The organism is Sphingomonas sp. NBWT7 (assembly GCF_014217605.1).
Taxonomy (GTDB): domain Bacteria; phylum Pseudomonadota; class Alphaproteobacteria; order Sphingomonadales; family Sphingomonadaceae; genus Sphingomonas.
On sequence record NZ_CP043639.1, the window covers coordinates 2570999 to 2597238 of the forward strand.

A 26240-nucleotide genomic window follows, 5' to 3' on the forward strand; every position below is an offset into this window, starting at 1 on the left:
GCCGACTTTCCGGGCCAACCCGAAACTCAGGATCTGAATCATGTCGCGCATCTGCGAGCTGACCGGCAAGGGCCGGCAGGTGGGACACAATGTTTCCCACGCCAACAACAAGACCAAGCGCACCTTCCTGCCCAACCTGCAGAACGTGACGCTGATGTCCGATTCGCTCGAGAAGAGCGTTCGTCTGCGCGTGTCGACGCACGGCCTGCGCTCGGTCGAGCATAACGGCGGTCTCGACAACTGGCTGGTCAAGACGGGCGACGACAAGCTGTCGCTGCGCGCACGCCGCCTGAAGCGCGACGTCGTCAAGAAGCTGGCGGCCGCTACCGCCGCCTGATTGGCGCGCGATTGCGACGCGGGAACGGCCTGCTGCCCCATCGGGCAGCGGGCCTTTCGCTGTTGTGGGGCAGCGATCGTCGCCGGCTCAACCGCCTAGCGCAAACTTCAGCAGATAGGTCGGGCGCCACGGCATCGCGTCATTGTCGGTCACGATCCACACCATCGTCCGCCCGCGCTCGCGCGTGATCGCCAGTCCCTCGCAATTCTCGGCCACGAGCGGCGCGCGCAGGGTCGCGATTACCAGCCCGGCCACCTGCGCACCCGCGCGAATCGACTCGCGCGGCACGCGGACGAGCTTGGCGGAGAATTCGAACGGAAAGCGGAAGCGCCGCGTCAGGATCAGCAGGTCACCGTTGGGCAGCGTTGCCGCATCGCTCGGGTCGTAGCGCTCGGGCGGCACGAACAGGAAGCGCGCGATTCGCGTGTCCGCTCGCGTCGGATCGCCCGAGAACAGCACCGCGTGGCGCGTTCGACGGTTCGGCTTGCGCTCGGCGAGCGCGACGAAGCGGCCGTCCACCAGCCGCGCGAGCGATTCGACGCCCTGGTTGGTCGCCCAGTCGCGCATCGCTGCCGGCCGCGCCCGCGCCGTCGCCCGGCCGAAGTCGACCGTGTAGCGCCAGATCTCGTTGTTGTTCTCAAACCCGATCCACGCCGTGCCAGTGGCGGGATCGAGCGCGATTGATTCGCTGTCGCGGTCCGATCGCGTCCACCCCGTCCCCGGCCCGGCGCGCAGCACATGACCGGTGGGATCGATCACACGGCCCCCTGCGATGGCGAAGCGCACGATGTTGCCGCCATCCGACAATAAGGTGATTCGGCCATTGCGCAGCGCGATGCCCGAGAAGCCGCCGAACGCCGGCGTCGGGCTCGTCAGCGTCACCCCGCCGATCGGGCGCAGCGCGCCGACGCGCGCCGGCCAGCCGCCGGCCGGCACGTACGGCGTCGCGCGGATTTCGGGCGTCGCGCGAATCAGCGGCAGCCGTTCGTCGCCGCTGTAACGCGGCACGGCCAGTAGCACGGCGATGATCGACAGGATGATGCGCACGCCGGTGCCATAGGCGCTTCTTGCCTGAACGGTCGATAACGAGCGCATTCAGGCTTCACTCAACGCGACTCGGCCAAAAGCATGTTCATCGAGGCGGCACCCGCCACCTCGCCGGAAACACCAACGGGAGTTGCAAGATGTTCAAGAAGCTTTCGCTCGCCGGCGCCGCTCTCGCCATGAGCACGGTCGCCATGATCCCGGCCGAAGCGTCGGCACAGCGTTACTACGGCGATCGCTACGAGCGCCAGTATCGCGGCTACGACAACGGCTACCGCAACTATCGCGGCAATGATCGGCGCTATTATCGCAACCAGCGCTGCAACAGCGGCACCACCGGCACGATCGTCGGCGCGATCGCCGGCGGCCTGCTCGGCCGGGTCGTCGACAGCCGCGGTGATCGCACGCTCGGCACGGTGCTTGGCGGTGTCGGCGGCGCGGTCGCTGGTAATGCGATCGGGAAGTCGAACAATCCGCGCTACTGCCGCTAACCAGATGGCCTGACGGCCGAACCCTTCCCTCCGGTCGCGTATCGAGGGCGCGGGCCCGCTTCCCAACGGAGGCGGGCCCGTTGTTGTAAGCGGCGCTATTGTTCGCAGCGGTTCGCGCCGCTATCTTCCGCGCCATGCCGCTCGTCCGCGCCACGACTAGCACCACCACCCCGGTCACCCGGGGGCGGTCGCCCACGCGCTAGGCGCGCGGTCGGCCAGCTCGCCCGGGAACGGGTGGGCCAGCGTCCCCTCTCGTTCCTGCACCCATCGGACGCTCTTTTCGCGCGGGCGCGCCTCGCCTAAGCGGCAAGCATTGCAGGAAAGCCAGTGATGAACATGTACGCGATCACGCTCCCCGACGGTTCGGTGCGCGAAGTTCCCCCCGGCGCGACGCCCGCCGATATCGCCGCGGCGATCGGCCCCGGTCTGGCCAAGGCGGCGATCGCCGCGCGCGTCGACGGCGAGCTGCGTGATCTGTCGCGGCCGTTCAATGGCGATGCGCAATTGGCGCTCGTCACGATGCGCGACGAGAAGGATGCGCTCGAACTCGCGCGGCACGATTACGCGCACGTGCTGGCCGAAGCGGTGCAGCATCTGTTCCCCGGCACGCAGATCACCTTCGGCCCCGCGACCGACGACGGCTTCTATTACGATTTCGCCGCGCCGGCGGATCGCGGCCCGTTCACCGAGGACGATCTGCCCGCGATCGAGGCCGAGATGCGCCGCATCATCGCGAAGAACGAGCCGTTCACGCGCGAAGTGTGGAGCCGCGAGCAGCTGATCGAAACGTGGCAGCGCCAGGGCGAGACGTTCAAGGCCGAATGGGCCGCCGAACTGCCCGACGGCGAGGAACTGACGATCTATCGCCAGGGCCAGTGGCTCGACATGTGTCGCGGCCCGCACATGCCCTCGACGGGCAAGCTTGACCCGCAAGCGTTTAAGCTGACGCGTGTTTCGGGCGCCTATTGGCGCGGTGACCAGAAGAATGCGATGCTGTCGCGCATCTACGGCACCGGCTGGCTCAACAAGGAGCAACTCGATGCGCATCTCACGATGCTCGAGGAAGCGGCGAAGCGCGACCATCGCAAGATCGGCCAGGAGATGGACCTGTTCCACCTCCAGGCCGAGGCGCATGGCAGCGTCTTCTGGCATCCCAAGGGCTATATGATCTGGCGCCAGCTGGAGGCGTACATGCGCCGCCGGCTCGACGCGGCGGGCTATGACGAGGTCAAGACGCCGCAGGTGATGGACGCGCGCCAGTGGGAGAAATCCGGCCACTGGGGCAAGTATCGCGAGAACATGTTCGTCATCCCAGACGAAGTGCCCAACATCGAGGATGAGGGCGCGCTGGTGTCGGACGACGCCGACTGGATGGCGCTGAAGCCGATGAACTGCCCGGCGCACGTCCTGATCTTCCGCCAGGGGATCAAGTCGTATCGCGACCTCCCCATCCGCATGGCGGAATTCGGCTGCTGCCACCGCAACGAGCCGCACGGCGCGCTGCACGGCATCATGCGCGTGCGCCAGTTCACGCAGGACGACGCGCATATCTTCGTGCGCGAGGATCAGCTGGTCGACGAAGTCGCCAAGTTCATCGACCTGCTCGACAGCGTGTACCGCGATCTGGGCTTCACCGATTACGCGGTGAAGCTCGCGTTGCGCCCCGAGAAGCGCTTCGGCGACGATGCGATGTGGGACAAGTCGGAGGACGAGCTGCGCCGCGCCGTCATGGCGTCGAACCTGCCGCAGACGATCAAGGACGGGTTCGAGGAGCTGGAGGGCGAGGGCGCCTTCTACGCCCCGAAGCTCGAGTTCCACCTGACCGACGCGATCGGCCGCACCTGGCAGGTCGGCACGATCCAGTCGGACCGCGTGCTGCCCGACCGGCTCGATGCGTCGTACATCGGCGAGGATGGCGAGCGCCACCGCCCGGTGATGCTGCACCGCGCGATCCTTGGCACGTTCGAGCGCTTCCTCGGCATTCTGATCGAGCATCACGCCGGCCGCTTCCCGCTATGGCTGTCACCGGTGCAGGTGGTCGTAGCAACGATCGTTTCCGACGCCGACGATTACGCCGAAGAGGTGCGCGCGAAGCTCGCCGCCGCCGGGCTGCGGGTGGAGACCGATCTCCGCAACGAGAAGATCAACTACAAGGTGCGTGAGCACAGCCTCGCCAAGGTTCCCGCAATGCTGGTTGTCGGCAAGCGCGAGGCGGAGGAGGGCACCGTCGCCGTCCGCCGGCTCGGCAGCCAGGGGCAGGAGATCGTCGCGCTCGACGAGATCGTCGCCCGGCTCGTCGAGGAAGCGCGCGCGCCCGACATGGCGTAAGGTCCTAGTCGCCGCCGCCGGGATCGCTTCCCGCGCGGCGCGCGATGTGGCGCGAAAGACGCACTTCGTTACAAAGCTGCAACCTGACGATCGTGTCAGGTGACGCGAACGTCACCCCACCGCTAAAGGCGCCCCAAACCGGCCGATAGGGCCGAAAGGGGAGGATCGCCACATGCGCTCGACGTTGCTTACTTGTCTGCTCTCGGCCGCACCGCTCGCGCTCGCGATGCCCGCGGCGGCGCAGACGCAGTCGACCACCTCTCCCGCCGCCGATGCCGCGGTCGCCGATCAGGCGCCCGCCGCGAGCGACGATCCCGGCGATATCGTCGTCACCGCGACGCGCCGTTCCGAGGCGCTGTCGGACGTGCCGATCGCGATCTCGGCGGTATCGGGTGAGACGCTGCAGAACACCGGCGCGACCGACGTGCGTGCGCTCAACCAGGTTGCGCCGTCGCTGCTCGTCTCGGGCGCGACGAGCGAGGTGAACTTCACCGCGCGCATCCGCGGCATCGGCACCGTCGGCGAGAACGCCGGCCTCGAGAGCTCGGTCGGCCTGTTCATCGACGGCGTCTATCGCAGCCGCACCGGCGTCGGCCTGTCCGAACTCGGCGATATCGAGCGCGTCGAGGTGCTGCGCGGCCCGCAGGGCACGCTGTTCGGCCGCAACTCGACCGCCGGCCTCATCAACATCACCACCAAGGGGCCCGAGCTCGGCCGTTTCATGGCGAAGGGCGCCTTCACCTACGGCAATTACGATTTCATGCGCGCTGAGGGCGCCGTGAACGCGCCGCTGGGCGAGAACGCCGCCTTCCGCCTCGACGGCGTGTGGCAGCAGCGCGACGGCTATATCAAGGCGCTGACCCCCGGCGAGCCGGACATGAACGATCGCGATCGCTGGCTGCTGCGCGGCCAGCTCGCGTTCGAGCCGACCGACCAGCTCAAGGTCCGCCTGATCGGCGACTATTCGAAGCGCGACGAGAATTGCTGCGCCGGCGTGCTGCTCGGCCCGGTTCGCGGCTTGACGCGCCAGGCCGACGGCACCGCCGCGATCGGCCCCAACGCGCTGTTCGGCCTCGTCCAGGCACTCGGCGCGAACTATCCCGCGATCCCCGCCAGCCGCCGCTTCAACTATCAGACGCCGACGACGCCGGGCGTGCGCTACACCTCCGACAGCGAGGATTGGGGCGTCTCGGGTGAGATCGACTATGATCTGGGCCCTGCGAACCTGACGTCGATCACCGCCTATCGCGATTACAAGAACAAGCAGGGGCAGGACGGCGATTTCAGCGCGCTCGGCCTGCTTGACCGCTTCAACCTTGATCGCCGCTTCCGCCTGTTCAGCCAGGAGCTGCGGCTGCAGGGCGAGGCGTTCGACGGCCGGCTCGACTGGCTCGTCGGCGGCTATTACTCGAACGAGAAGCTCAACGTCCGCGACGACATCAAGTATGGCCGCGATTTCGAGCGCTACGCCAATTGCACGCTCTTCTCGAGCGTGCTGCCGACCGCGGTGCAGACGAGCAATCCCTTCTGCGTCAACGTGCCGGTGGTGCAGGGCACGATCGCGGCGTTGAACGCGCTACCGGCAACCGATCCGCGCCGCGCGTCGCTGGGCACGTTGCAGGCGCTGATCTTCAACACCGCGCGTCCCGGTTTTGGCAGCCTCGCGGCACGCCTTGGCCAGCCCGATATCGCGATCAACGGCACCGGCAACGTCGACACGCGCTATCGCCAGGACAGCGAGAACTACGCCTTCTTCACGCACAACACGGTCGACATCATCGAGGACCGGCTGATGTTCACGATCGGCGCGCGCTACACGCACGAGCGCAAAGATCTGGGCATCGACGCCAATCTCAACAACGCGATCTGTCCGCTGATCGTCAACTCGCCGTTCCAAGCGCTCGCCGCGCTGCCGTGCGTCACCAACGGCACCGCGCCCGATTTCGCGCGCGGCACGCCGGGCACGCGCTTCACCGACAGCGAGTGGACGGGCACTGCGGTGCTCTCGTTCAAGCCGATCGACAGCCTGCTCGTCTACGGTTCGGTGTCGAAGGGGTACAAGGCGGGCGGCTTCAACCTCGATACGTCGGCGCTCGATCGTCCGTGCTTCACCGCGTTCGACACCGCCTGCGCCGCGCGCCTCGCCCTGCCGGCGAACCGGCAGGGCAACGGCCGCGCCGAGGCCTCCGATCTCGCCTTCGCGAGCGAGAAGGTGTGGGCGTACGAAGTCGGCGCCAAGTTCAACGGCCGCGGCATCGACGTCAACGTCGCCGCTTTCTACCAGGCGTATGAGGATTATCAGCTCAACACCTACAACGGCGTCAATTTCGAAGTCACCAATATCCAGGCGTGCAAGGACAGCCTGAACGGCGGCGACCGCGACGCCTCGGCGCTGACCGGCGCGTGCGATTCCGATCGCCTGCGCCCCGGCGTCGTCTCCAAGGGGTTCGAACTCGAGGCGTTCCTGCGTCCGTATCGCGACATCTCGGTCAACATGGCGCTGACCTACGTCGACTCCTACTACCGCCGCGATCTCGTCGGCACGGGCGGCCGGCCGCTCTCGCCGGTGCTGTTCCAGCTGCCCGGCCAGAACGTCTCCAACTCGTCACGCTACGCCGCCACCGCGGGGATCAGCTGGTCGCCCGAGATCGGCAGCAGCGGGATGTCGGCGCTGTTCTATCTCGACACGCGCCTGCAGAGCGACACCAACACCGGCTCCGATCTCGATCCCGAGAAGATCCAGGACGGGTTCGCGGTGGTCAACGGTCGCATCGGTCTCTACGGCGCCGACAAGCGCTGGGGGCTCGAATTCTGGGGCCAGAACCTGTTCAACAAGCGCTATTTCCAGATCGGCGCGGACATGCCGCTCCAGGGCAGCGGATCGCTCGGCACCGTTACTGCGCCGGCATCGGCGGGCTTCCCGGCGACCGCCAACCAGCTGTTCGTCGGCTTCCCGGGGGAGCCGCGCATGTACGGCGTCACGCTGCGCGGCAGCTTCTGATCCGATCGCCGGTCAAACGTCGCGGCCGTCGTCCCCCCGGGCCGGCGGCCGTTTCGTATCTTTCGGATTGAAACGCGAGCGCCTATATTGGCGGTAAGTGTTCAAACAGGAGAATCAACCATACGTCCGCCAATGATGCGCCGGCCAAACCAGGCGCCGCCGATGAACGGCCCGCGATTCAACGAATGGATCCAGAGCCAGAAGGTCCGCGTGATCGATCACGAGGGCGAGAATCTCGGCGTGCTGTACACCCGCGAAGCGATCGCCCAAGCCAAGGAAGTCGGGCTTGATCTCGTGGAAGTGTCGCCCAACGCCGATCCGCCCGTGGCCAAGTTCCTTGATGTCGGCAAGTTCAAGTACGAGGCGCAGAAGAAGGCAAACCTCGCCCGCAAGAGCCAGAAGACGCAGGAGATCAAAGAGATCAAGATGCGTCCCAACATCGACGATCACGATTACGATACGAAGATGAAAAAGGTCGAGGAGTTCATCGGCGACGGCGACAAGGTGAAAGTCACCATGCGCTTCCGCGGGCGTGAGCTCAGCCACGGCCAGCTCGGCATGGCGGTGCTGCAGCGCGTCGCCGAGCAGGTGGCGGAGGTTGCCAAGGTCGAAGCCTATCCACGCATGGAAGGCCGCCAGATGCTGATGGTCCTCGCGCCCAAGTAATTTTTATCGGAACCGTTTGCGATCGGCCGCGTCCGCCAGTCGGACGCGGCCTTTTTTGTGCGTTGCCGTAACGTCAGTTGTGCGGCGCAACCGAACCGCTTCGGCCGCATCGTGGCGCGCGGGCGACAGCCGTATTCGAAACCGCCGGGCAGCAACAAAAATTCGCTAGATCGCGTCCTCGTTGGCCCTAAACGCGCCGCTCCAAACCCGACCTTCAAAAAATAATCCGGAGAGCACGATGCGTCGCGCCGCCTCGCTTTTGTCTACCGCCGTCCTGTTCGCCGCACTGCCTGCGCTGGCGCAGCAGCAGCCGAGCCAGGATCCCACCGCCGCCGCGTCGGTCGATACGCCGCAGCCCGCACCTGCCGCGGACACCGATCTGGGGGCCGGCGAGGGCGGCAATGCGGGTGACATTGTCGTCACCGCGACGCGCCGTGCCGAGCGCCTCGCCGACGTGCCGATCGCGGTTTCGGCGGTGAGCCAGGCCGCGCTGCAGAATTCGGGCGCCAACGACATCCGCGGCGTGGTGCAGCTCGCGCCGTCGCTGCTCATCTCGTCGACCGGCAGCGAGGCGAACGCCTCCGCGCGTATCCGTGGCATCGGCACCGTCGGCGACAACCCCGGGCTCGAGAGCTCGGTCGCGGTATTCATCGACGGCGTCTATCGCAGCCGCACCGGATCGGGCCTCAACGACATCGGCGAGGTCGACCGGATCGAGGTGCTGCGCGGGCCGCAGGGCACGCTGTCGGGCCGCAACGCGTCGGCCGGCGCGATCAACGTCTATACCAAGGCGCCGTCGAACGAGTTCGGCGGCTACCTCGAAGGCACCTACGGCAATTACGACAACATCCGCATCGCGGGCGCGGTGACGGGCCCGATCGTCAAGGACGTGCTGTCGTTCCGCCTCGACGGCGTGTTCAACAAGCGCGACGGCTTCTACCGCGATGTCGTCAACGACACCGATTACAACAATCGCGATCGCTATTTCGTCCGCGGCCAGCTGTTGTTCGAGCCGACCTCGGAACTCACCGTCCGCCTGATCGGCGACTATACCTTCCGTGACGAGAAGTGCTGCGGCGCGGTCTATGTCGACACGCGCGAGAAGCTCGATCCGACGCCGGGCGTCGCGGGCGACTTCACCGTCAATCCCAACGGCAACCGCATCGTCGACGTGCTACGTAGCCTCGGCGGCGTGTTCCCGAGCGCGGGCGATCCGTACAACCGCCGCATCGCCTTCTCGCCGGGCCGCGCCTATGGCAACAAGACCAAGGATTACGGCGGGTCGATGCAGATCGACTATGATTTCGGCAACGCCTCGCTGACGTCGATCACCGCCTATCGCGAGTATAAGGCGGGCAATGCGGCGGACATCGACTATGGCAACGTCGATCTCGGCTACCGCGCCGACGACGGCCGCGCCTTCCGCCAGTTCCACACCTTCACGCAGGAAGTCCGCCTGCAAGGTTCGGCGTTCGACGATCGCCTCGACTGGCTCGTCGGCGGCTTCTACTCGAACGAAGACCTGACGATCGGCGACAACCTCCAGTTCGGTTCGCAGTACGGCGCCTTCGCGTCGTGCCGCATCGTCGCGACCGTCAATCCGCTTGCGGCGCTGCGCAATCCGGCCGCACCGGGCTGCCTTGGTACCGGCTTCGTCGCACCGGGCGTTACGGGCCGTGCAGCCGTGCTCGGAGGCTTGATCCAGGCGCAGGTCGCTGCCGGCACGCCGCTCGCCACCGCCTCGACGAACGCCGGCCTGCTCGGCGCGGGACTTGATCGTCTGTCGACGCTCAACAACCTCGGCGATCGCAACGCGACGTACAAGCAGAACAGCGAGAATTACGCGTTCTTCACGCACAACATCTTCAAGCTGACCGATACGCTGTCGATCACCGCCGGCCTGCGCTGGACGCACGAGGCGAAGAACTTCCGCGCCGCGTTCGACAACACCAACACCGTCTGCCCGCAGCTCCAGCAGAGCCTCGCGCCGCTGCTCGGCAACGCCGCGCTCGCGCAGCTCGCTGGCGGCATCATCACGCTGGGCTGCACCGGCAACTCGACGGTCGCGCTCAACGGGCTCGATCTCCGCGATGATTTCGCGGAGGACGAATTCACCGGCACCGGCGTCCTCTCGTGGAAGCCGACGCGCGATCTGATGCTCTATGCGAGCTACTCGCGCGGCTATAAGGCGGGCGGCTACAACCTCGATCGGTCGGAGCTGGCGCCCAACGCCTTTGCGCCGCCAACGAACGCGGGCGCAGCGCGCCTCCGCTTCGATCCGGAGCTGGTCAACAGCTACGAAGCGGGCGTCAAATATTCGACGCGTCAGTTCACCGCCAATGTCACCGTGTTCCGTTCGGACTTCGAGAACTTCCAGCTCAACACGTTCAACGGCACCAACTTCGTCGTCCAGAACATCGGCTCGTGCTCGGATAGCCTGAACGGCGCCGATCAGGACGCGTCGGCCGCGACCGGCGCGTGCGCCGGCAAGGTCGGCACCGGCGTGCGCAGCCAGGGCGTCGAGCTCGAGATCGGCATCTACCCGGCGCGTAACTTCGCGGTGAACCTCGGCTATACGCTCGCCGACACCAAGTTCCGTCGCAACCTCGTCGGCTCGGCCTCGGGCGAGCCGCTCGATCCGGCGCTGTTCCTGCTCGCCGGCAGCCAGATGTCGAACGCGCCGCGCAACGTGGTGACGAGCTCGGTCAGCTGGACGCCCGATATCGGCAGCAACGGCATGTCGGCGCTGTTCTACCTCGATGGTCGTCTGTCGAGCGACTATAACACCGGCTCGGACCTGTTCCTCGAGAAGGCGCAGGACAGCTTCTTCGTCGCCAATGCGCGCGTCGGCCTGCGTGGGCCGGACGCCAACTGGGCGATCGAGGGCTTCGTGCAGAACCTGTTCGACCAGGATTATCAGCAGGTCGCGTTCAACGCGCCGTTCCAGGGCGCAGGCAGCATCGCGCAGGTCCAGCGCTTCGGCGGTACCGGGAACCAGATCTTCTCGTCGTTCCTCGCCGAGCCGCGCACCTACGGCGTCACGCTGCGCAAGCGCTTCTGATCGGAAGCGGGCAGGGGAGGGGCATCCTCTCCCCGATCGCCTGAGAGAGGCGGCACCCGGTCGATCCGGGTGCCGCCTTTTTCTTGGCCGTCAGGCCGGCGGTTCCCACAGCTCGATCGCATTGCCTTCGGGATCGTGGATGCGCGCGAAGCGGCCAGTCTCGGGCGAATCCCATTCCGCACGCGTCTCGGCGGCGATGCCGGATGCGGCGAGCGACGCGACCAGCCCGGCAAGGTCGCTGACGCGCAGGTTGAGCATCCACGCCTTGTCGGCGGCGAAGTAATCGCTGTCGGCGCGGAATGGCGCGAACACCATCGGCCCGCCCTGCGTCTGCCAGAACCACTCGTTCGCCGCGCCGTCCCCGGTCGCGTCGCACCCCGCGCCGACGCCGAGATGTGTGCGGTACCACGCGCTCAGCGCGTCGGGATCGCGCGCGCGAAAGAACAATCCGCCTATTCCTAGTACCGGCATCGCGCACCTCCCGCTTGAGCGAACAGGATGGTGCGCCGTCGATGGCTAGGCGGCAAGCTCCATCGCGCGCCCCGCGGCGGCATCGAGCAACCGCTTCTCCAGCGTCTTCAGCCGCGGCCCGCTGGCGATCTTGTCGCCCGTCAGATCGGTCAGGTAAAAGGTGTCGACCGCGCGCTCGCCATAGGTCGCGACATGCGCCGAGTGGATCGTCACCTTCGACTGGAACAGCGCGTGCGCCAGCTGGTTGAGCAGCGCCGGCCGGTCGCGCGCGGTCACCTCGACGACGGTGAAGCGGTTCGACGCCTTGTTGTCGATCAGTACGTTGGGTTCGATCGCGAAGGCGTCGGCACGCGTGCGCGGCAGCGGCTTCGCCTTCAGCCGGTCGATCAGTTTGCCGCGGTTGGCCAGCGCATCCTCGATCGCGGTGCGCAGCCGCGCGAGCTGATCGTCCTCGGCGAACGGCCGGCCATAAGGGTCCTGCACCAGGAAATTGTCCAGCGCCATGCCGTCGCGCGTCGTATGGATGCGCGCGTCGATGATGTTCCCGCCAGCGACGTGGATCGCGCCGGCGATGCGATAGAAGATGCCGGGATGGTCGGCGGCGTAGACGGTGACGAGCGTCGCGCCGCGCTGCGCATAGACCTGCGCGTCGATCGCCAGCCGCGCCTCGCCCATCCGTGCGACGAAGCGCGCATTGTGGAGCAGCACGTCCTCGGGCTCGGCGATCCAATAGGCTTCGGGGAATCGGCGGACGTAGCGCGCGAGCGCGTCCGCATCCCACGCCATCGCCGCCGCCAGGTTCGTCTGCTTTGCGGCGATCCGCTCGCCGCGGCCCTTCTGCTTGTGGCCGAGCCGCAGCACCTCCTCCGCGGCCTCGAACAGATCGCCGAGCAGCTGGCGTTTCCAGCCGTTCCACGTGCCGGGGCCGACCGCGCGGATATCGACGATCGTCAGGATCAGCAGCAGCCGCAGCCGCTCCGCCGATTGCACCACCGCAGTGAAATCGAGGATCGTCTTGAAGTCCGACAGGTCGCGCTTGAACGCCGTCGCCGACATCAAGAGGTGATGCCGCACCAGCCACGCGACCGTCTCCGTCTCTGCGCGGCTCAGCCCGAAGCGCGGGCACAGCCGTTCGGCGACCGCCGCGCCCAGGATCGAATGGTCGCCGCCGCGCCCCTTGGCGATATCGTGCAGCAGCACCGCGACGTACAGCACGCGCCGCGACAGGATCTGGCCGAAAATCGCGCTGGCGAGCGGGTGGTCGGCGGCGAGCGTGCCGCTCTCGATCCGCGCGAGCAGCCCGATCGCGCGGATGGTGTGCTCGTCGACGGTGTAATGGTGGTACATGTCGAACTGCATCTGCGCGACAACGCGGCCAAAATCGGGCACGAAGCGCCCGAACACGCCCGTCTCGTTCATCCAGCGCAGCACCAGCTCGGGATCGCGCGGGCTCGTCAGCACGTCGAGGAACAGCGCATTGGCGCGCGGATCGGTGCGCACGTCGTCGACCAGCTTGGCGTCGCGCGTCGCGGCGCGCGCGGCGAGCGGATGGATCTCCACCCCGTGCAGATCGGCGAGCTGGAAGATCTCGATCAGCCGCACCGGATCCTCGGCGAAGAAGCCGTCGTGCGGCAGCGCCAGCCGCCCGCGATCGAGCACGAAGCCCGCCAGCTTGCGCGGGCGCCGGCGCAGCTGCGGCAGCCCGAAGCGCCGCCCGCGCGCCGCGAACTTCTCGTCGAGATGCGCCAGGAACACGCCCGTCAGCGCGCCGACCGATTTGGCGTGCAGGAAGTAATATTGCATGAACCGCTCGACCGCCGCCTTGCCCGGCCGGTCGGAGAAGCGCATCCGCTCGGCGATCTCGCGCTGCATGTCGAACGTCAGCCGGTCCTCGGCGCGCCCGGCGGCAAGGTGGAGGTGGCAGCGCACCGCCCACAGGAAATTGTCGGCGCGGTGGAACAGGCGGTATTCCGCCGGGGTAAACAACCCGACGTCGACGAGCTGCGCGGCGCGATCGACGTCGTAGATATACTTGCCGATCCAGAACAGCGCGTGAAGATCGCGCAACGCGCCCTTCCCTTCCTTCACATTGGGTTCGACGACGTAGCGCGTGTCGCCCATCTTGACGTGGCGCACGTTGCGCTCGGCCAGCTTGTCGGCGATGAACTGGCGTTCGGTGCCGAACGTCACCTCCGCCTTGAAGCGCGCGATCGCCTCGTCGTGCAGCGCGGTGTCGCCCCACACGAACCGCCCTTCGAGCAGCGCGGTACGGATCGTCACGTCGCCCTTCGCCTGGCGCACCATTTCGTCGAGCGAGCGCGACGAATGGCCGACTTTCAGCCCCAGATCCCACAGCGCGTAGAGCATCGATTCGATGACCTGCTCGGCCCATGGCGTCTGCTTCCACGGCGTCAGGAAGCCGATGTCGACGTCGGAGAACGGCGCCATCTCGCCGCGGCCATAGCCGCCCACAGCGATCAGCGACAGGCGCTCGCCCGCGGTTCGATTGGTCGGCGGGTACAGCCGCTGGGTGATGAGATCGAGCAGGATGCGCAGCAGCTGGTCGATCAGGAACGCCTGCGCATTCGCCGCCTCCAGCCCGCGCGACGGGCGGTCGGCAAGCCGCCGCGCGATCTCGGCACGGCCCGCGTCGAGCGCGTCCTTGAGCATCGCGGTGGCGGTACGGCGCAGCAGCGCGGAGTCGTTGATCTCGACCGCGTCGATCGCCTCGGCGAGTGCGCGGCGATCGACGATCGCCCGGCGATTGGGAAGCGTATCGAAGCGCGTGCTCATGCTGCGAGCGGTAAGGCAAAGCGACGCGCCTTGGAACCGGGCGCAATCGTTCCTATATGGTAACAATCGCCAGTATCACCGCCCGTAGGCGCTGGCGGCTGAGAGACGCACGTGCTCCCGCTTACGCGCCGGAGTGTTTTGATGGACCTCAACCAGTTGTTCGCCCGCCACCAGATATCGCTGATGCGCACACGTGCCGCGGAGTCGCCCGAGGCGCGTCACGCGCACGCCGGGCTCACGCGCGGCTATGCGGCGCGGATCGCGACGCTTCAGGCCGATACCGGCGCCACCAGCCCGCTCGCCGGCCGCACCGCATGAGCACGGCGCCGGAAACCATCGCCGTCGTGGCCGACGCCGGTGACGCGCCGGTAGCGGCCCCGGTGGTGAAGCGGCGCCAGTTCCGCACCGCCGCCACCAAATCCAAGCTGTCCGTCGAGGAGGCCGATCGCCAGGGCCGCGCGGTACGCCTCGCGTTCGAGAAGATGGGCCGCGACGCGTCGCGCGCCTTCCTCAACGAACCCGACGCCGCGCTCGGCGGCCGCCCGCTCGACGTCGCCACGGCGAGCGCAGTCGGGTTGGCCGCGGTCGAGGCGGCGATCGTCGCGCACGCGGCTGCCACACCGCGCTGAAGCGTGGCCGACACTAACTAGGCACGCCGCGGCGAAGCCGCGTCGTCGGACGGGTTCGGCTCGGCCGACCCGCCGGCCGTGCCGGGCGCTGCTCGGGCGCTACGCGCCGCGAACGATGCCGCAATCTTTGCGCTGAGGTGCAATCGACAGGTCGGTCGCGAGGTACGCCGCGGCGGAGCCGCGTCGTCGGACGGGTTCGGCTTGGCCGACCCGCCGGCCGTGCCGGGCGCTGCGCGGCTAGCCCGCGCATCGGCCCGCGGCGCGCGAGCCTACGCCCGTCAGTACATATGCTGGCCGCCGTTGATGCTCAGCGTCGATCCGGTGACGAACCCGCCCTCTTCCGAACACAGGAACGCGACGCCACGCGCGATCTCGTGCGCTTGGCCGAGCCGCCCGACCGGGATCTTGGCGACGATCTTGTCGAGCACGTCGGCGGGCACCGCCGCGACCATGTCGGTATCGATATAGCCCGGCGCGATCGCGTTCACCGTCACGCCGGCGCGCGCGCCCTCCTGCGACAGCGCCTTGGTGAAGCCGTGGATGCCGCTCTTCGCCGCGGCATAGTTGACCTGGCCGTACTGGCCCGCCTGGCCGTTGATCGAACCGATGTTGACGATCCGCCCCCAGCCGCGCTCGCGCATCCCCGGGAACACCGCCTTGGCCATGTTGAAACACCCGCCGAGGTTGGTGTCCATGACCTCCTTCCACATCTGGTACGTCATCTTCAGGATCGTGCCGTCGCGCGTGATGCCGGCGTTGTTGACCAGCACGTCGACCGGCCCCAGCTCGTCCGCGACGCGCGCGACGCCCGCCTGGCACGCCTCGTGATCGGCGACGTCCCACTTGTACGCCTTGATCCCCGTCCGCTCGGTGAAGGCGGCGGCCTTCTCGTCGTTGCCGGCGTAATTTGCCGCCACCGTCATGCCCATGTCCTCGAGCGCCAGGCTGATTGCCTCGCCGATCCCGCGCGTTCCGCCCGTGACGATCGCGACCCGTGCCATTCAGCCTCTCCCTAATCCGCAGCCAGCCGCGACGCTACTTAGCCGCCACCCAGCCTTCAAGCTCCCGCGCCAGCAGCGTTCGTAACAAATCGATGCCGACCGCGCTGTCGTTGAGGCACGGCAGGTAGGCGAAATGCGTGCCCCCCGCTTCCTCGAACGTCTCGTGCCCGCGGATCGCCAGCTCCTCAAGCGTTTCCAGGCAGTCGGCGGAAAAACCCGGTGCGACGATCGCCACCTTCCGCACGCCCTCGCCGGGCAAGGCGGCGAGTGTCGTGTCGGTCGCCGGCTCGAGCCATTTCGCCGGGCCGAAGCGGGATTGGAAGGTAATGCGCACCTCGCGCCCCATCGCCTCGCCCAGCAGCCGCGCGGTCTTCTGGCAGTGGCAATGGTACGGGTCGCCCAGCTGAAGCGTGCGCTTGGGCATGCCGTGGAAGCTCGCGATCAGTAGGTCAGGCGTGAAATCGAGCGCCGCCAGACCGTCCTCGATCGACGTTTTCAGTGCCGCGATATAAGCCGGATCGTCGTGATACGGCGGCAGCGTGCGAAGCGCGGGCTGCCAACGCTGCGTCGCGAGATGCGCGAACGCCTTGTCGTTCGCCGTCGCGGTCGTCGCCGCGCAATATTGCGGGTAGAGCGGCGCCAGCAGGATGCGCTCGCACCCAGCATCCTTCATCGCCTGCAGGCGGTCGGCGATCGCCGGCCGCCCGTAGCGCATCGCGTGATCGACCATCACCTGCGGCCCTAAGGCATCACGTAGCGCCGCCGCCTGCGCGCGCGTGATCGCGGCGAGCGGCGATCCGTCGTCGCGCCACACCTGGCCGTAGGCGTGCGCCGATTTCTTCGGCCGCGTCGTCAGCACCGCACCGCGCAGGATCGGCTGCCACACGATCTGCGGGATCTCGACGACGCGCCGGTCGGACAGGAATTCGGCGAGATAGCGCCTCACCGATCGCGCATCGGGCGCGTCGGGCGTGCCGAGGTTGATCAGCAGCACGCCGATCCGGCGCGGGGGAATGGGGGGATGGTCGGGGGGCAGGGTCATGATGCTCCAAACGGCAGGGTGCGCAGCCGGTTGCCGGTCGCCGCGCTCAGTGCGTTGGCGATCGCCGGGGCCACCGCCGCTACGCCGAGATCGCTGATCCCGCCGGGATCGGCATCGCTGGGCAGCAGCTCGACCGTAATCTCGGGCGTGTCGGCGAGGCGCGGCAGCGCGAGATCACCGATCCGTTGCGCGCGGGCGACGCCGCCGGTGAATCCCGGCCCCGCGCCGGTGGCGAGCGCCAGCCCTAGTACGATGCCGCCCTCGATCTGCTGGCGCACCACGTCGGGATTGATCACCCGCCCGGCATCGACCGCGGCGACAATCCGGTCGACGCGCGGCCGCCCCGCGCCGTCGAACTGTGCCTCGGCGAGGATCGCGATGCTGCTGCCGGCCATCGCGTGGCAGGCGAGTCCCTGGCCGCTACCCGGCCGCCCGCCGTCCCACCCGCCGAGCGACGCCGCCGTCGTCAGGCAGCGCGCAAGCCGCGCGTCGTGCCCCAACATGCCGATGCGGTACGACATCGGCTCCGCGCCCGCGCGATGCGCCAGCTCGTCGAGGAAGCATTCGGTGAAAAAGGCGTTGGCGCGGTCCGCGTGGCCGCGCAGGTGGCCGACGGCGATCGGCAGATCGGCGACGTGATGGTCGATCGCCAGTGCTGGGAGCCGATACGGCGGCACCGCGCCCGACATCGCGTAGCCGTCCGCCCGCTCGGGCAGCAGCGCGTCGGCGCGCAGCAGCGGATCGCCCGGCGCAAGTCTCGCCGCCAGCGCCGCGCCGGTCGCCGGAGTCGCGATCTTCGCCTGCCATTCGAGGATACGCCCGTCGCTCGCCATCCGCGCCGCCATGCGCGCCTTGGCCGGCGCGCCGAAGCGATCGTGCAGAATCGCCTCGCGCCGCGACCAAGTGAGCTGCACCGGGCGTTTGAGCGTCACCGCCAGCATCGCGGCCTGCGTGATCGCGTCATGCTCCAGCGCCTGGCCGAACGATCCGCCGATCAGCATCGGGTGAATCGTGACCGCGCTTTCGCTCACGCCGATCGCGCGCGCCGCCGCCGCGCGCGCCGCGCCCGGCGCCTGCGTCGCCACCCACAGTTCGAGCCGGTCGGCATGCCACCACGCCGTCGCGGTCGGCGTCTCGATCGCGGCGTGGACGCCAACGCCGATCGCATAGTCGGCGCGCACCACGTCGCCTTGCAGCACCTCCGCCACGTCGCCGATCGCCGCCAAGCGGCGACCTTCACCCCGCAGCGCGGCGTCGAGCGCGCGCGCGATCGCCGCATCGTCCGCCAGCGCACCGCGCGTGGTAAAGCGCGGCGCGAGCGCGGCGATCGCGCGGTTCGCCGCCCACCAGTTGTTCGCCGCCGCCGCGACCCAGCGCGTATTCTCCAAGACGGCAATGACGCCGCTCACCCGGTCCGCCGCCGCGCGATCGACGCGCACCAGCCGGCTCTCACCCCCCGCCGGGCCCTGGCAGATGCTGGCGAAGACCATGTCGGGCAGCCGCACGTCGGCGGCGAAATTGGCCGATCCGTCGACCTTTGCCGGCGCGTCGAGCCGCGGCAGCGGCTGCCCGGTCAGCCGACCCGCGTCGCCGATGCGCAGCGGCAGATCGTCGGGCAGCGTCTCGCGCGCCGCCGCCGCGGCGAGCTCGCCGAAGCGCAGCCGCCGGTTGCCGGCGACGACGAAGCCGTCGCGCGTCTCGCACGCGTCCCACTCGATGCTCCAGCGCGCCGCCGCCGCGCGGCACAGCAGCACGCGCGCCGCCGCGCCTGCCTCGCGCAGCGGCTGCTCGAACATCCGCACCGATGTCGATCCGCCGGTCAGCACCAGCGCCGATCGCACCCAATGCTCGCGCCGCACCGCCTCGGGCACGCGCCCGGTGCCGAACAGCGCGTCGGCGGCGAGCGGATTGGCGTAGAGCGGGCTCGGCAGCGCCGCCTCCACCCCGATCGTGCGCCAGTCGGCGCCCAGCTCGTCCGCCAGGATCTGCGGCAGCACCGTCCACACGCCCTGGCCGTGCTCCGCCTGCGGCACTGCGACGGTTATCTGCCCATTCTCGGCGATCTTGAGCCACGCGCCGAATTGGGTCTCGCCCGCCGCCGGGGCCAGATCGACCGCATAGTCGCGCGGCCATACCGCCCAGGCGAGCGCCAGGCCCACCCCCGCGCCACCGGTCACCAGCAAGGAACGCCGCGAGATCATCCGCGCGGGCTTAGCCCGCGATCGCCGCGCCGTCATCGGGCTTGCGCGGGTGAGGCGACGGGGTGGCGCGTGCGCCGGCAGCCTCCGCCACCGGCGCCCGGCCGGTCACGCCGCCTCTGTGTTCGCCAGTGCGCGATAGCGGGTGCGCAGCCCCACCTTGTCGATCTTCTCCGTGCCCAGCCGCGGCAGCGCGTCGTCGGACAGCCAGATCTTGGCCGGCACCTTGAAGGCGGCGATATGCTGGTGGAGGAAGGCGGTAATGTCCTCCGCGGTCACCGCACCGCGGCTCGACAAATGCACGACCGCGCCCGGCACCTCGCCGTATTTCTCGTCCGGCAGGCCGAACACCGCGGCTTCCGCTACATCCGGGTGCTCGTACAGCGCCGCCTCGACCTCCTGGCAGCTGATGTTCTCGCCGCCGCGGATGATGATGTCCTTCTTGCGGTCGACGATGAACAGATAGCCGTCCTCGTCGAGATAGCCGATGTCGCCGGTGCGGAAATAGCCGTCGGCGGTATAGGCGCTCGCGGTCGCGTCCGGCTTGCCCCAATATTCCTGGAAGTTCGCCGCCGACCGGATTGCGACTTCGCCGCGCTCGCCCTGCGCCACCGGCTTGCCGGCGTCGTCCAGAATCGCGAGGTCGACCAGCGGCATCGACGGGCGCCCGGCCGAATTGGGCTTGGCGAGATAGTTCGACCGCCAGTTGCCCGTGCCGACGCCGTTCGTCTCGGTCAGCCCGTAGCCGATCAGCGGCGCGCCCTCCATCTCCTCGTCGATCCGCTTGACGTGCTCCACCGGGCGCGGCGCACCGCCCGCGGCGATGTCGGCGACGCTCGACAGGTCGTATTTGTGGCGGTTGGGATGCGTCAGCATCTCGAAGCTCATCAGCGGCACGCCGACGAAATAGGTGATCTTTTCCTGCTGGATGAGGCGCATCGCCTCCTCCGCGTCCCACTTGGGCATCAGCACCAGCTTGCGCCCGATCGCGAACGACTGCAGCATCACCGGCACCTCGGCGGTGACGTGGAACAGCGGCACGTTGAGCAGCGTCGACGGCTGCAGCGCACCCGCTTCCTGCCCGTCCTGCGCCGCGATCGCGAGCATCATCATCGCCGAGCCGAGATAGTTGAAGACGCCCTGCGTCACCTGGCGATGCGTCGACAGCGCGCCCTTCGACTGGCCGGTCGAACCCGAGGTGAACAGGATCGTCGCGTGGTCGTCCGGCCCCACCTGCGGCAACTCGGCCTCGCCCGCGCCCTTCGCCAGGATCGGCTTCAGCGCGGTGTCGACCGGCTGCAGGTCGTCGAACTCGACCACGGTGGCGTTCAGCTGGCCGATCGCGGCGAGCCGCTTGCAGCGCGGCGGATCGGCGAAGACGAGGTTGCAGCCGACATCCTCGATGCTCGCCTGCAATTCTTCCGATTGCCACCAGCCGTTGAGCAGCGTCGCGACGCCGCCCGCCATCAGGATGCCCATGTACAGGACGATCCACGACGGCGAATTGCGCGCGGCGATGCCGACGCGGTCGCCCTTGCCGACGCCGAAGCCGCTCGCCAGCGCCGCCGCGACGGCGCGCGCGCGCTCGTGAACGTCGGCGTAGGTCAGCCGCTCATCGCCCGCGACGAGGAATTCGGTGCCGGCGTGCTGCTGGCAATAATGATCGAAATAGGCCGGCAGCGTCGGCGGCGCGCCGGCGATGATCGGCAGCTCGCGGCCGAAGCGCGCGATCGAACCGAGCGCAAGCGGGCCACCCTCTGCGGTCATCGCCGCCATCACAGCGTCCATCTTGTGATCGAGTTCGGTCTTCATGCAACGCTCTCCGCATGGCTATTGGTCTTGCTGCCCGGCCCCTTTATGCAGGCGCGACGCGATAGGGGAAAGCCTTGATCCTGCCTCAAATGATTGCTGCCGCGGCGGCCACCGGCCATATCCGCTTCGCGGAGCTCGGCCTGCATCCCGATGTGTTCTCGATCGGCTTCTTCACGCTGCGCTGGTACAGCCTCGCCTATATCGCCGGCATCGTCATCGGCTGGTGGTATCTGCTGAAGCTCCTCGACCAGCCCGGCGCACCGATGGCGCGGCGCCATGCCGACGATCTCGTCTTCTACGCCACGCTCGGCATCATTCTGGGCGGGCGGATCGGCTACGTCCTGTTCTATGCCCCGGAGATGCTGCTCCATCCCTTGCGCATCCTGCGATTGTGGGACGGGGGGATGAGCTTCCACGGCGGGGTGATCGGCACATCGTTGGCGATCATCCTGTTCGCGCGCAAGAACGGGCTCAACTGGCTGCGCATCCACGATTACGTCGCCTGCGTGGTGCCGTTCGGGTTGTTCTTCGGCCGGCTCGCCAATTTCGTGAACGGCGAATTATGGGGCAAGCCGACGCAAGCGGCATGGGGCATCGTGTTCGACCGCACGGTGCCGATCGGCGTGCCCGAGCCGGCGCGCCATCCCAGCCAGCTGTACGAGGCGGGGCTGGAAGGCATCGTCCTCTTCGCAATCCTGTGGTTCTTCTTCTGGCGCACCAAGGCGCGTTACCAGCCGGGTAAGCTCGTCGGGCTGTTCCTCGTCGGCTACGGCGTGGCGCGGTTCATCGTCGAATTCTTTCGTGAGCCCGATTCGCAGTTCGCCGGCACCTTCTTCGCCACCACGATCCACATGGGGCAGCTGCTCTGCCTGCCGATGATCGCCGGCGGGCTCTATCTCGTCGTCACCGCGCCGGGCCGCCGCCAGCGGGTCGAGCCGATCGCCGGCGGCGAGAGCGTCGCCTGACGCGCCGGCGCCAGCGATGACGGCTGCTCCATCCGCCGATCCCGCACCCGGCGCGGACGGCCCGCTGCCCGAACGGCTCGCCCGCGCAATCGCGCTCGGCGGGCCGATCCCGGTCAGCCAGTATATGGCCGCCGCCAACGCGCATTATTACGCGACGCGCGATCCGCTCGGCGCGGCGGGCGATTTCACCACCGCGCCCGAGATCAGCCAGATGTTCGGCGAGCTGATCGGGCTGTGGGCGGCGGACCTGTGGGATCGCGCCGGCCGCCCCGACGTGCGCTGGGTCGAGCTCGGCCCGGGGCGCGGCACGCTCACCGCCGATGCGATGCGCGCCGCGGCGAAGGCGGGCTTCGCGCCGCCCGTCCACTTCGTCGAGACGAGCCCGGTGCTCCGCGCCGAACAGGCGAAGCGCGTTCCCGGCGCGACGTGGCACGACGATGTCGAGGATCTCCCCACCGATCGCCCGCTGATCGTCGTCACCAACGAATTCTTCGATGCGCTGCCGATCCGCCAGCTCGTCCGGCGCGCGGGCAGCTGGCACGAACGCTTCGTCGCCTGCCAAGATACGCTCTTCCTGCCAATTCCGGGCAAGCAGGTGCCCGACGCGATCATCCCGCCGCACCTCGTCGATGCCCCCGCCGGGTCGATCATCGAAACCTCGCCCGCCAGCGTCGGGATCATGCGCGTCCTCGCCGCGCGGATCGTGGCGCAGGGCGGCGCGGCGCTGCTGATCGACTATGGCTACGAAGGCCCGGCGATCGGCGACACGCTGCAGGCGGTGCGCGGCCACGCCTTTGCCAATCCGTTCGAGGCGCCGGGCGAGCGCGATCTCACCGCGCACGTCGATTTCGCGACGCTGGGCGCGGTCGGCCTCGCCAGCGGCGCGCGCATCGCCGGGCCGGACCGGCAGGGCGAGTTCCTCCGCACGCTCGGCATCGATGCGCGCGCCGCGGCGCTCGGGCCAAAGGTCGCCGCCGATCGCGATCGGCTGGTCGACGCGATGGGCACGTTGTTCAAGGTGCTCGCCATCCACCATCCTGATTGGCCACGGCCGGCAGGCTTCGCATGATCGATTATCGCAACGCCGTCGCCACCGATGGGGCGGCGATCGACGAGATGGCGCGCCGCGTCTGGCTCGCGACCTTCGCGCATTCCGCCCCACCGGCGGATATCGATGCCTATGTCGCCAACGCCTACGGCCCCGCCGGCACGCTGCGCCGCCACCTTGCCGATCCCGCCTACGACTTTCAGGTCGCGCTGAAGGACGGCGTCGTCGTCGGCTATTGCAAGCTTGGCCCCACCTTCTTCGACGGCGAGGTGCCGACCGCGGGGACGATCCACCTCCACCAGCTCTACGTCGATCCCGCGGCGCACGGCAGCGGCGTCGCGCCCGCGCTGCTCGATTGGGCGAAGGGGCTCGCACGCCGCCGCGGCACGCCCACGATCCTCCTCACCGTCTGGGAGGGCAACGATCGCGCGCGCGCCTTCTATGCCAAGCACGGCTTCGTCCACGTCGGCGACTATGCCTTCCAGACGGGCAGCCAGATCGACCGCGATCTCATCATGCGGCTCGATCTGTGACGGGCGTCGCCGATCAGGTCGAGGCGATCCGCGCCCGCGCGCTCGACGGCGTCGCGCACGGTTTCCTCGGTCGGCGCGGCGGCGTCTCCGCCGGGATCCACGGCGGGCTCAACGTCGGGCTGGGGTCGGATGACGATCCCGCCGCGGTGGCGGAGAACCGCGCGCGCGCGCTCGCCGCGGTGCTGCCCGGCGCCGCGCTCGCCACCTGCTACCAGGTCCATTCCGCCGACTGCGTGACGCTGGATGCGCTCCTAGCCGAGCGGCCACGCGCCGACGCGCTGGTCACCGCGACGCCGGGGCTCGCGCTCGGCATCCTCACCGCCGATTGCGCGCCGGTGCTGCTCGCCGATCCCGCGGCGGGGGTCGTCGGTGCCGCGCATGCCGGGTGGAAGGGCGCGCTCGCCGGTGTCACCGACACGACGGTCGCGGCGATGGAGGCGCTGGGTGCGCGGCGCGAGGCAATCGTCGCGGCGATCGGCCCGTGCATCGCGCGTGCGAGCTACGAAGTGGACGACGCGTTCCGCCAGCGTTTCGAGGGCAGCGATCCGGCGAACGAGCGCTTCTTCGTCGATGCCCGACCCGGCCACGCGCAGTTCGATCTCGAAGCCTATGTCGCGTATCGCCTCGCCGCCGCCGGTGTTCGCCGGATCGAGGCGCTGGGGCTCGATACCTATGCCGACGAGCAGCGCTTCTTCAGCTACCGCCGCGCGACCCATCGCGGCGAGCCGAGCTACGGCCGCCAGATCGCGATCATTGGTTTGTCTGGGTGAGCGCGCCGCCGTTTGCTTCGCAGCAGCGCGGCGTCGCGATCGGCATGGCGGCGGCGGCGGGGGTGACGATCGTCGCGGCGATCGTGGCGCTTCGCTGGGGCGGCAGCCTGCTGCCCGCGATGCCGACCACCGCAGACCGCCTCGTCTTTGCGCTCCGCTGCGACATCCCCGTTGTGGCGACGCTGCTGCTCGCGATCGCCGCAGTGGCGTCACGGCGCTTCTTCTCCGCCGCCGATATCGACGGCGCGGCCTTTGCCGCGGCGACGCCGCCCGTGGCGGTCGGCCGCGCGATCCTCGCCAACACGCACGAACAGGTGACGCTCGCCGTCTTCGCGCACCTCGCGCTGGCCAGTGTCGCCCGGGAGCGGGAGATCGCGCTCGTCCCGGTTTTCGCCGCGCTGTTCTGCCTCGGTCGTGGCTGCTTCGCGCTTGGATACGCCCGCGGTGCCGCGCGGCGCGCATTCGGTTTCGGCCTCACCTTCTACCCGACGATCGTCGCGCTCGCACTCGCCGCACTCCGCTTGGCTCGGGTAGGCGCGTCGTCGCCGGCCTAGCGCAAAGCTACCATTCTACTGTTACCGCGCTGCAACACGCCGCCGCTTTTGCAACGCACGTGGAAACATGCCCGGCGCCGGCGGTTTTTATTCGCGAGCCGCGCATGAAGTAGGCGGCTCGCTTCAAAGGTATTTTTATGAAGAAGTTGATCCTGGCGGCGACTGCTGCCGTTTTCCTCGTTCCCGCCGTCGCTGCAGCGCAGGATACCACCACCGATGGTTCGCGCGCGTTCGGCATCGATCCGTACGTCGGCGTGATGGGCGGCTACGAGGGGTTCGAAAGCAACCCGGGCGGTGGCATCCCCGCCAGCCCGCGTGGTAATCGCCTCAAGGGCGGGCTGGTCGAGGGCGTCGCCGGCGTCAACGTGCCGCTCGGCGGGTTCTTCGTCGGTGTCGAAGGCAATGCCGCCAAGGGCTTCACCGGTGATATCGATTGGGAATATGGCGTGCACGGCCGCGTCGGCGCGCGCGCCGGTGAAACGGGCCTCGTCTACGTCAAGGCCGGCTACCGCTGGATCAACTTCGATCGCTACGGCAACAACAGCCCCGATTTCGGGCGCGTGTCCTATGGCATCGGCGGCGAGTTCGGCCCGGGGGCGATCGGTCTCGACGGGCTGACCAAGAAGGAAGGCATCCGGCTGCGCGCCGAAGTGTCGACCACCGGCGAGTTCGAATCGGTCCGCCCGATGATCGGCGTCATCGGCCACTTCTGATCCGGAAGATCGGCTGATTTCGGAAGGGGCTCCGGCACGCCGCCGGGGCCCCTTTTTCATTGGCCGGCGGTGGGCGGCAGTGCGTCCGCCACGATCGGCGCCACCTTCGCCACCACCCGCTTCACGCCCGCGGCATTGGGATGGATGCCGTCGCCCAGCAGCAGGTTCCGATCGGTGATCACGCCGTCGAGGAAGAACGGGTAGAGCGGCACGCCGTATTTCTTCGCCAGATCGGGATAGATGGCGTTGAACGCGCCGGCATAGTCCGCGCCCATGTTCGGCGCGGCGATCATGCCGGTCAGCATCGCGGGAATGCCGCGCGTCTTCAGCGTCGCCAGCATCGCGTCGAGGTTGGTCCGTGTCGCCGCCGGATCGAGCCCGCGCAGCATGTCGTTCGCGCCCAGCCCCAGCACGACGAGATCGGGCTTGCGCGGCAGTCCGTCGAGCACGAAGCCGAGCCGGCTGCGTCCACCCGCACTGGTATCGCCCGACACGCCGGCGTTCATCACCTGCGCCGACACCCCTTGCGCTGTCAGCGCGCGCTCCAGCACCGGTGCGAAGCCGTCACCCGCGGGCAGATTGTAGCCCGCATACAGGCTGTCGCCGAACGCCACGATCAGCCGCCGGTCGCCTTGCGGCGCAGCGGCCTGCACCACGTTCGCCGGCGCGGCGGCGGGCGCGGCGGCATTGTCGATGCCCGCCCTGTCGTCACGCGTCGGGCTGCACGCCGCGCTCAGGTGGACAAGCGCCAGCGCGGCCACCAGATGTCGCATCACCATCATG

At 68.6% G+C, this 26240-nt stretch carries 22 protein-coding genes; 14 read left to right on the forward strand and 8 right to left on the reverse strand.

Features of this window, described 5'->3' with window-relative positions:
• Positions 1 to 40 precede the first annotated feature (40 nt).
• A complete protein-coding gene (gene rpmB, locus F1C10_RS12505; RefSeq protein WP_185206621.1) occupies positions 41 to 337 on the forward strand; it encodes a 50S ribosomal protein L28 in 297 nt (98 codons plus the stop codon).
• A gap of 87 nt (positions 338 to 424) precedes the next feature.
• On the opposite strand, the gene F1C10_RS12510 is transcribed toward rpmB, so the two are convergent.
• Positions 425 to 1432 (reverse strand): esterase-like activity of phytase family protein, encoded by a 1008-nt coding sequence (locus F1C10_RS12510; protein WP_258042906.1) that lies wholly within the window; start codon positions 1430 to 1432, stop codon positions 425 to 427.
• Positions 1433 to 1521: 89 nt separating this feature from the next.
• Here F1C10_RS12510 and F1C10_RS12515 point away from each other — a divergent pair, with 89 nt between their 5' ends.
• The 5 genes from F1C10_RS12515 (at position 1522) to F1C10_RS12535 (ending at position 10928) form a co-directional block, all read left to right on the forward strand.
• The gene (locus tag F1C10_RS12515) at positions 1522 to 1872 is read left to right on the forward strand and encodes a glycine zipper 2TM domain-containing protein (protein WP_185206623.1); all 351 of its coding nucleotides are present in this window, start codon (positions 1522 to 1524) and stop codon (positions 1870 to 1872) included.
• A gap of 336 nt (positions 1873 to 2208) precedes the next feature.
• Positions 2209 to 4200, forward strand: coding sequence for a threonine--tRNA ligase (gene thrS / locus F1C10_RS12520; RefSeq protein WP_185210229.1), 1992 nt, complete (start codon positions 2209 to 2211; stop codon positions 4198 to 4200).
• A gap of 172 nt (positions 4201 to 4372) precedes the next feature.
• Positions 4373 to 7201, forward strand: a complete 2829-nt coding sequence (locus F1C10_RS12525) for a TonB-dependent receptor (protein ID WP_185206625.1) — start codon at positions 4373 to 4375, stop codon at positions 7199 to 7201.
• Between the two features lie 132 nt (positions 7202 to 7333).
• On the forward strand, positions 7334 to 7867 hold the full coding sequence (gene infC / locus F1C10_RS12530; protein ID WP_185206626.1) for a translation initiation factor IF-3: 534 nt from the start codon (positions 7334 to 7336) through the stop codon (positions 7865 to 7867).
• Positions 7868 to 8105: 238 nt separating this feature from the next.
• Positions 8106 to 10928 carry a TonB-dependent receptor gene (locus tag F1C10_RS12535; protein WP_185206628.1) on the forward strand — a complete coding sequence of 941 codons (2823 nt, stop codon included), beginning with the start codon at positions 8106 to 8108 and terminating at the stop codon, positions 10926 to 10928.
• Positions 10929 to 11018: 90 nt separating this feature from the next.
• On the opposite strand, the gene F1C10_RS12540 is transcribed toward F1C10_RS12535, so the two are convergent.
• Together F1C10_RS12540 and F1C10_RS12545 are read right to left on the reverse strand one after the other, a co-directional pair.
• Complete coding sequence (locus tag F1C10_RS12540) at positions 11019 to 11399, reverse strand: VOC family protein (protein WP_185206630.1); 381 nt, start codon at positions 11397 to 11399, stop codon at positions 11019 to 11021.
• A gap of 45 nt (positions 11400 to 11444) precedes the next feature.
• A complete protein-coding gene (locus tag F1C10_RS12545) occupies positions 11445 to 14192 on the reverse strand; it encodes a [protein-PII] uridylyltransferase (protein ID WP_185206632.1) in 2748 nt (915 codons plus the stop codon).
• Positions 14193 to 14333: 141 nt separating this feature from the next.
• On the opposite strand from F1C10_RS12545, the gene F1C10_RS12550 reads away from it, so the two are divergent.
• Positions 14334 to 14510: a hypothetical protein gene (locus F1C10_RS12550; protein ID WP_185206634.1), complete on the forward strand. Its 177-nt coding sequence runs from the start codon at positions 14334 to 14336 to the stop codon at positions 14508 to 14510.
• Positions 14507 to 14821, forward strand: coding sequence for an antitoxin Xre/MbcA/ParS toxin-binding domain-containing protein (locus F1C10_RS12555; protein WP_185206636.1), 315 nt, complete (start codon positions 14507 to 14509; stop codon positions 14819 to 14821). The genes F1C10_RS12550 and F1C10_RS12555 overlap by 4 nt, the downstream gene beginning before the upstream one ends.
• Before the next feature lie 278 nt (positions 14822 to 15099).
• Here F1C10_RS12555 and phbB read toward each other — a convergent pair whose 3' ends face one another.
• The 4 genes from phbB to F1C10_RS12575 all read right to left on the reverse strand — a co-directional run bounded on the left by phbB (position 15100) and on the right by F1C10_RS12575 (position 20874).
• The gene (phbB, locus tag F1C10_RS12560) at positions 15100 to 15822 is read right to left on the reverse strand and encodes an acetoacetyl-CoA reductase (protein ID WP_185206638.1); all 723 of its coding nucleotides are present in this window, start codon (positions 15820 to 15822) and stop codon (positions 15100 to 15102) included.
• 34 nt (positions 15823 to 15856) lie between these two features.
• On the reverse strand, positions 15857 to 16864 hold the full coding sequence (hemH, locus tag F1C10_RS12565) for a ferrochelatase (protein WP_185206640.1): 1008 nt from the start codon (positions 16862 to 16864) through the stop codon (positions 15857 to 15859).
• A complete protein-coding gene (locus F1C10_RS12570; RefSeq protein ID WP_185206642.1) occupies positions 16861 to 19065 on the reverse strand; it encodes a molybdopterin cofactor-binding domain-containing protein in 2205 nt (734 codons plus the stop codon). The genes hemH and F1C10_RS12570 overlap by 4 nt, the downstream gene beginning before the upstream one ends.
• Positions 19066 to 19170: 105 nt before the next feature.
• Complete coding sequence (locus tag F1C10_RS12575) at positions 19171 to 20874, reverse strand: class I adenylate-forming enzyme family protein (protein WP_185206644.1); 1704 nt, start codon at positions 20872 to 20874, stop codon at positions 19171 to 19173.
• Positions 20875 to 20963: 89 nt separating this feature from the next.
• On the opposite strand from F1C10_RS12575, the gene lgt reads away from it, so the two are divergent.
• From lgt to F1C10_RS12605, 6 genes are all read left to right on the forward strand, one after another.
• Positions 20964 to 21839, forward strand: coding sequence for a prolipoprotein diacylglyceryl transferase (lgt, locus tag F1C10_RS12580; RefSeq protein WP_185210230.1), 876 nt, complete (start codon positions 20964 to 20966; stop codon positions 21837 to 21839).
• Positions 21840 to 21855: 16 nt separating this feature from the next.
• The gene (locus F1C10_RS12585) at positions 21856 to 22908 is read left to right on the forward strand and encodes a class I SAM-dependent methyltransferase (RefSeq protein WP_258042908.1); all 1053 of its coding nucleotides are present in this window, start codon (positions 21856 to 21858) and stop codon (positions 22906 to 22908) included.
• Positions 22905 to 23420 (forward strand): GNAT family N-acetyltransferase, encoded by a 516-nt coding sequence (locus tag F1C10_RS12590; protein WP_185206646.1) that lies wholly within the window; start codon positions 22905 to 22907, stop codon positions 23418 to 23420. The genes F1C10_RS12585 and F1C10_RS12590 overlap by 4 nt, the downstream gene beginning before the upstream one ends.
• Complete coding sequence (pgeF, locus tag F1C10_RS12595) at positions 23417 to 24190, forward strand: peptidoglycan editing factor PgeF (RefSeq protein ID WP_185206648.1); 774 nt, start codon at positions 23417 to 23419, stop codon at positions 24188 to 24190. The genes F1C10_RS12590 and pgeF overlap by 4 nt, the downstream gene beginning before the upstream one ends.
• Positions 24187 to 24744: an MAPEG family protein gene (locus tag F1C10_RS12600; RefSeq protein WP_258042909.1), complete on the forward strand. Its 558-nt coding sequence runs from the start codon at positions 24187 to 24189 to the stop codon at positions 24742 to 24744. The genes pgeF and F1C10_RS12600 overlap by 4 nt, the downstream gene beginning before the upstream one ends.
• A gap of 137 nt (positions 24745 to 24881) precedes the next feature.
• Entirely contained in the window at positions 24882 to 25457 is a 576-nt protein-coding gene (locus F1C10_RS12605) for an opacity protein (protein ID WP_185206650.1), read from the forward strand.
• 56 nt (positions 25458 to 25513) lie between these two features.
• Here F1C10_RS12605 and F1C10_RS12610 read toward each other — a convergent pair whose 3' ends face one another.
• Positions 25514 to 26236 carry an arylesterase gene (locus F1C10_RS12610; RefSeq protein WP_374939382.1) on the reverse strand — a complete coding sequence of 241 codons (723 nt, stop codon included), beginning with the start codon at positions 26234 to 26236 and terminating at the stop codon, positions 25514 to 25516.
• Between the last annotated feature and the right edge of the window lie 4 nt (positions 26237 to 26240).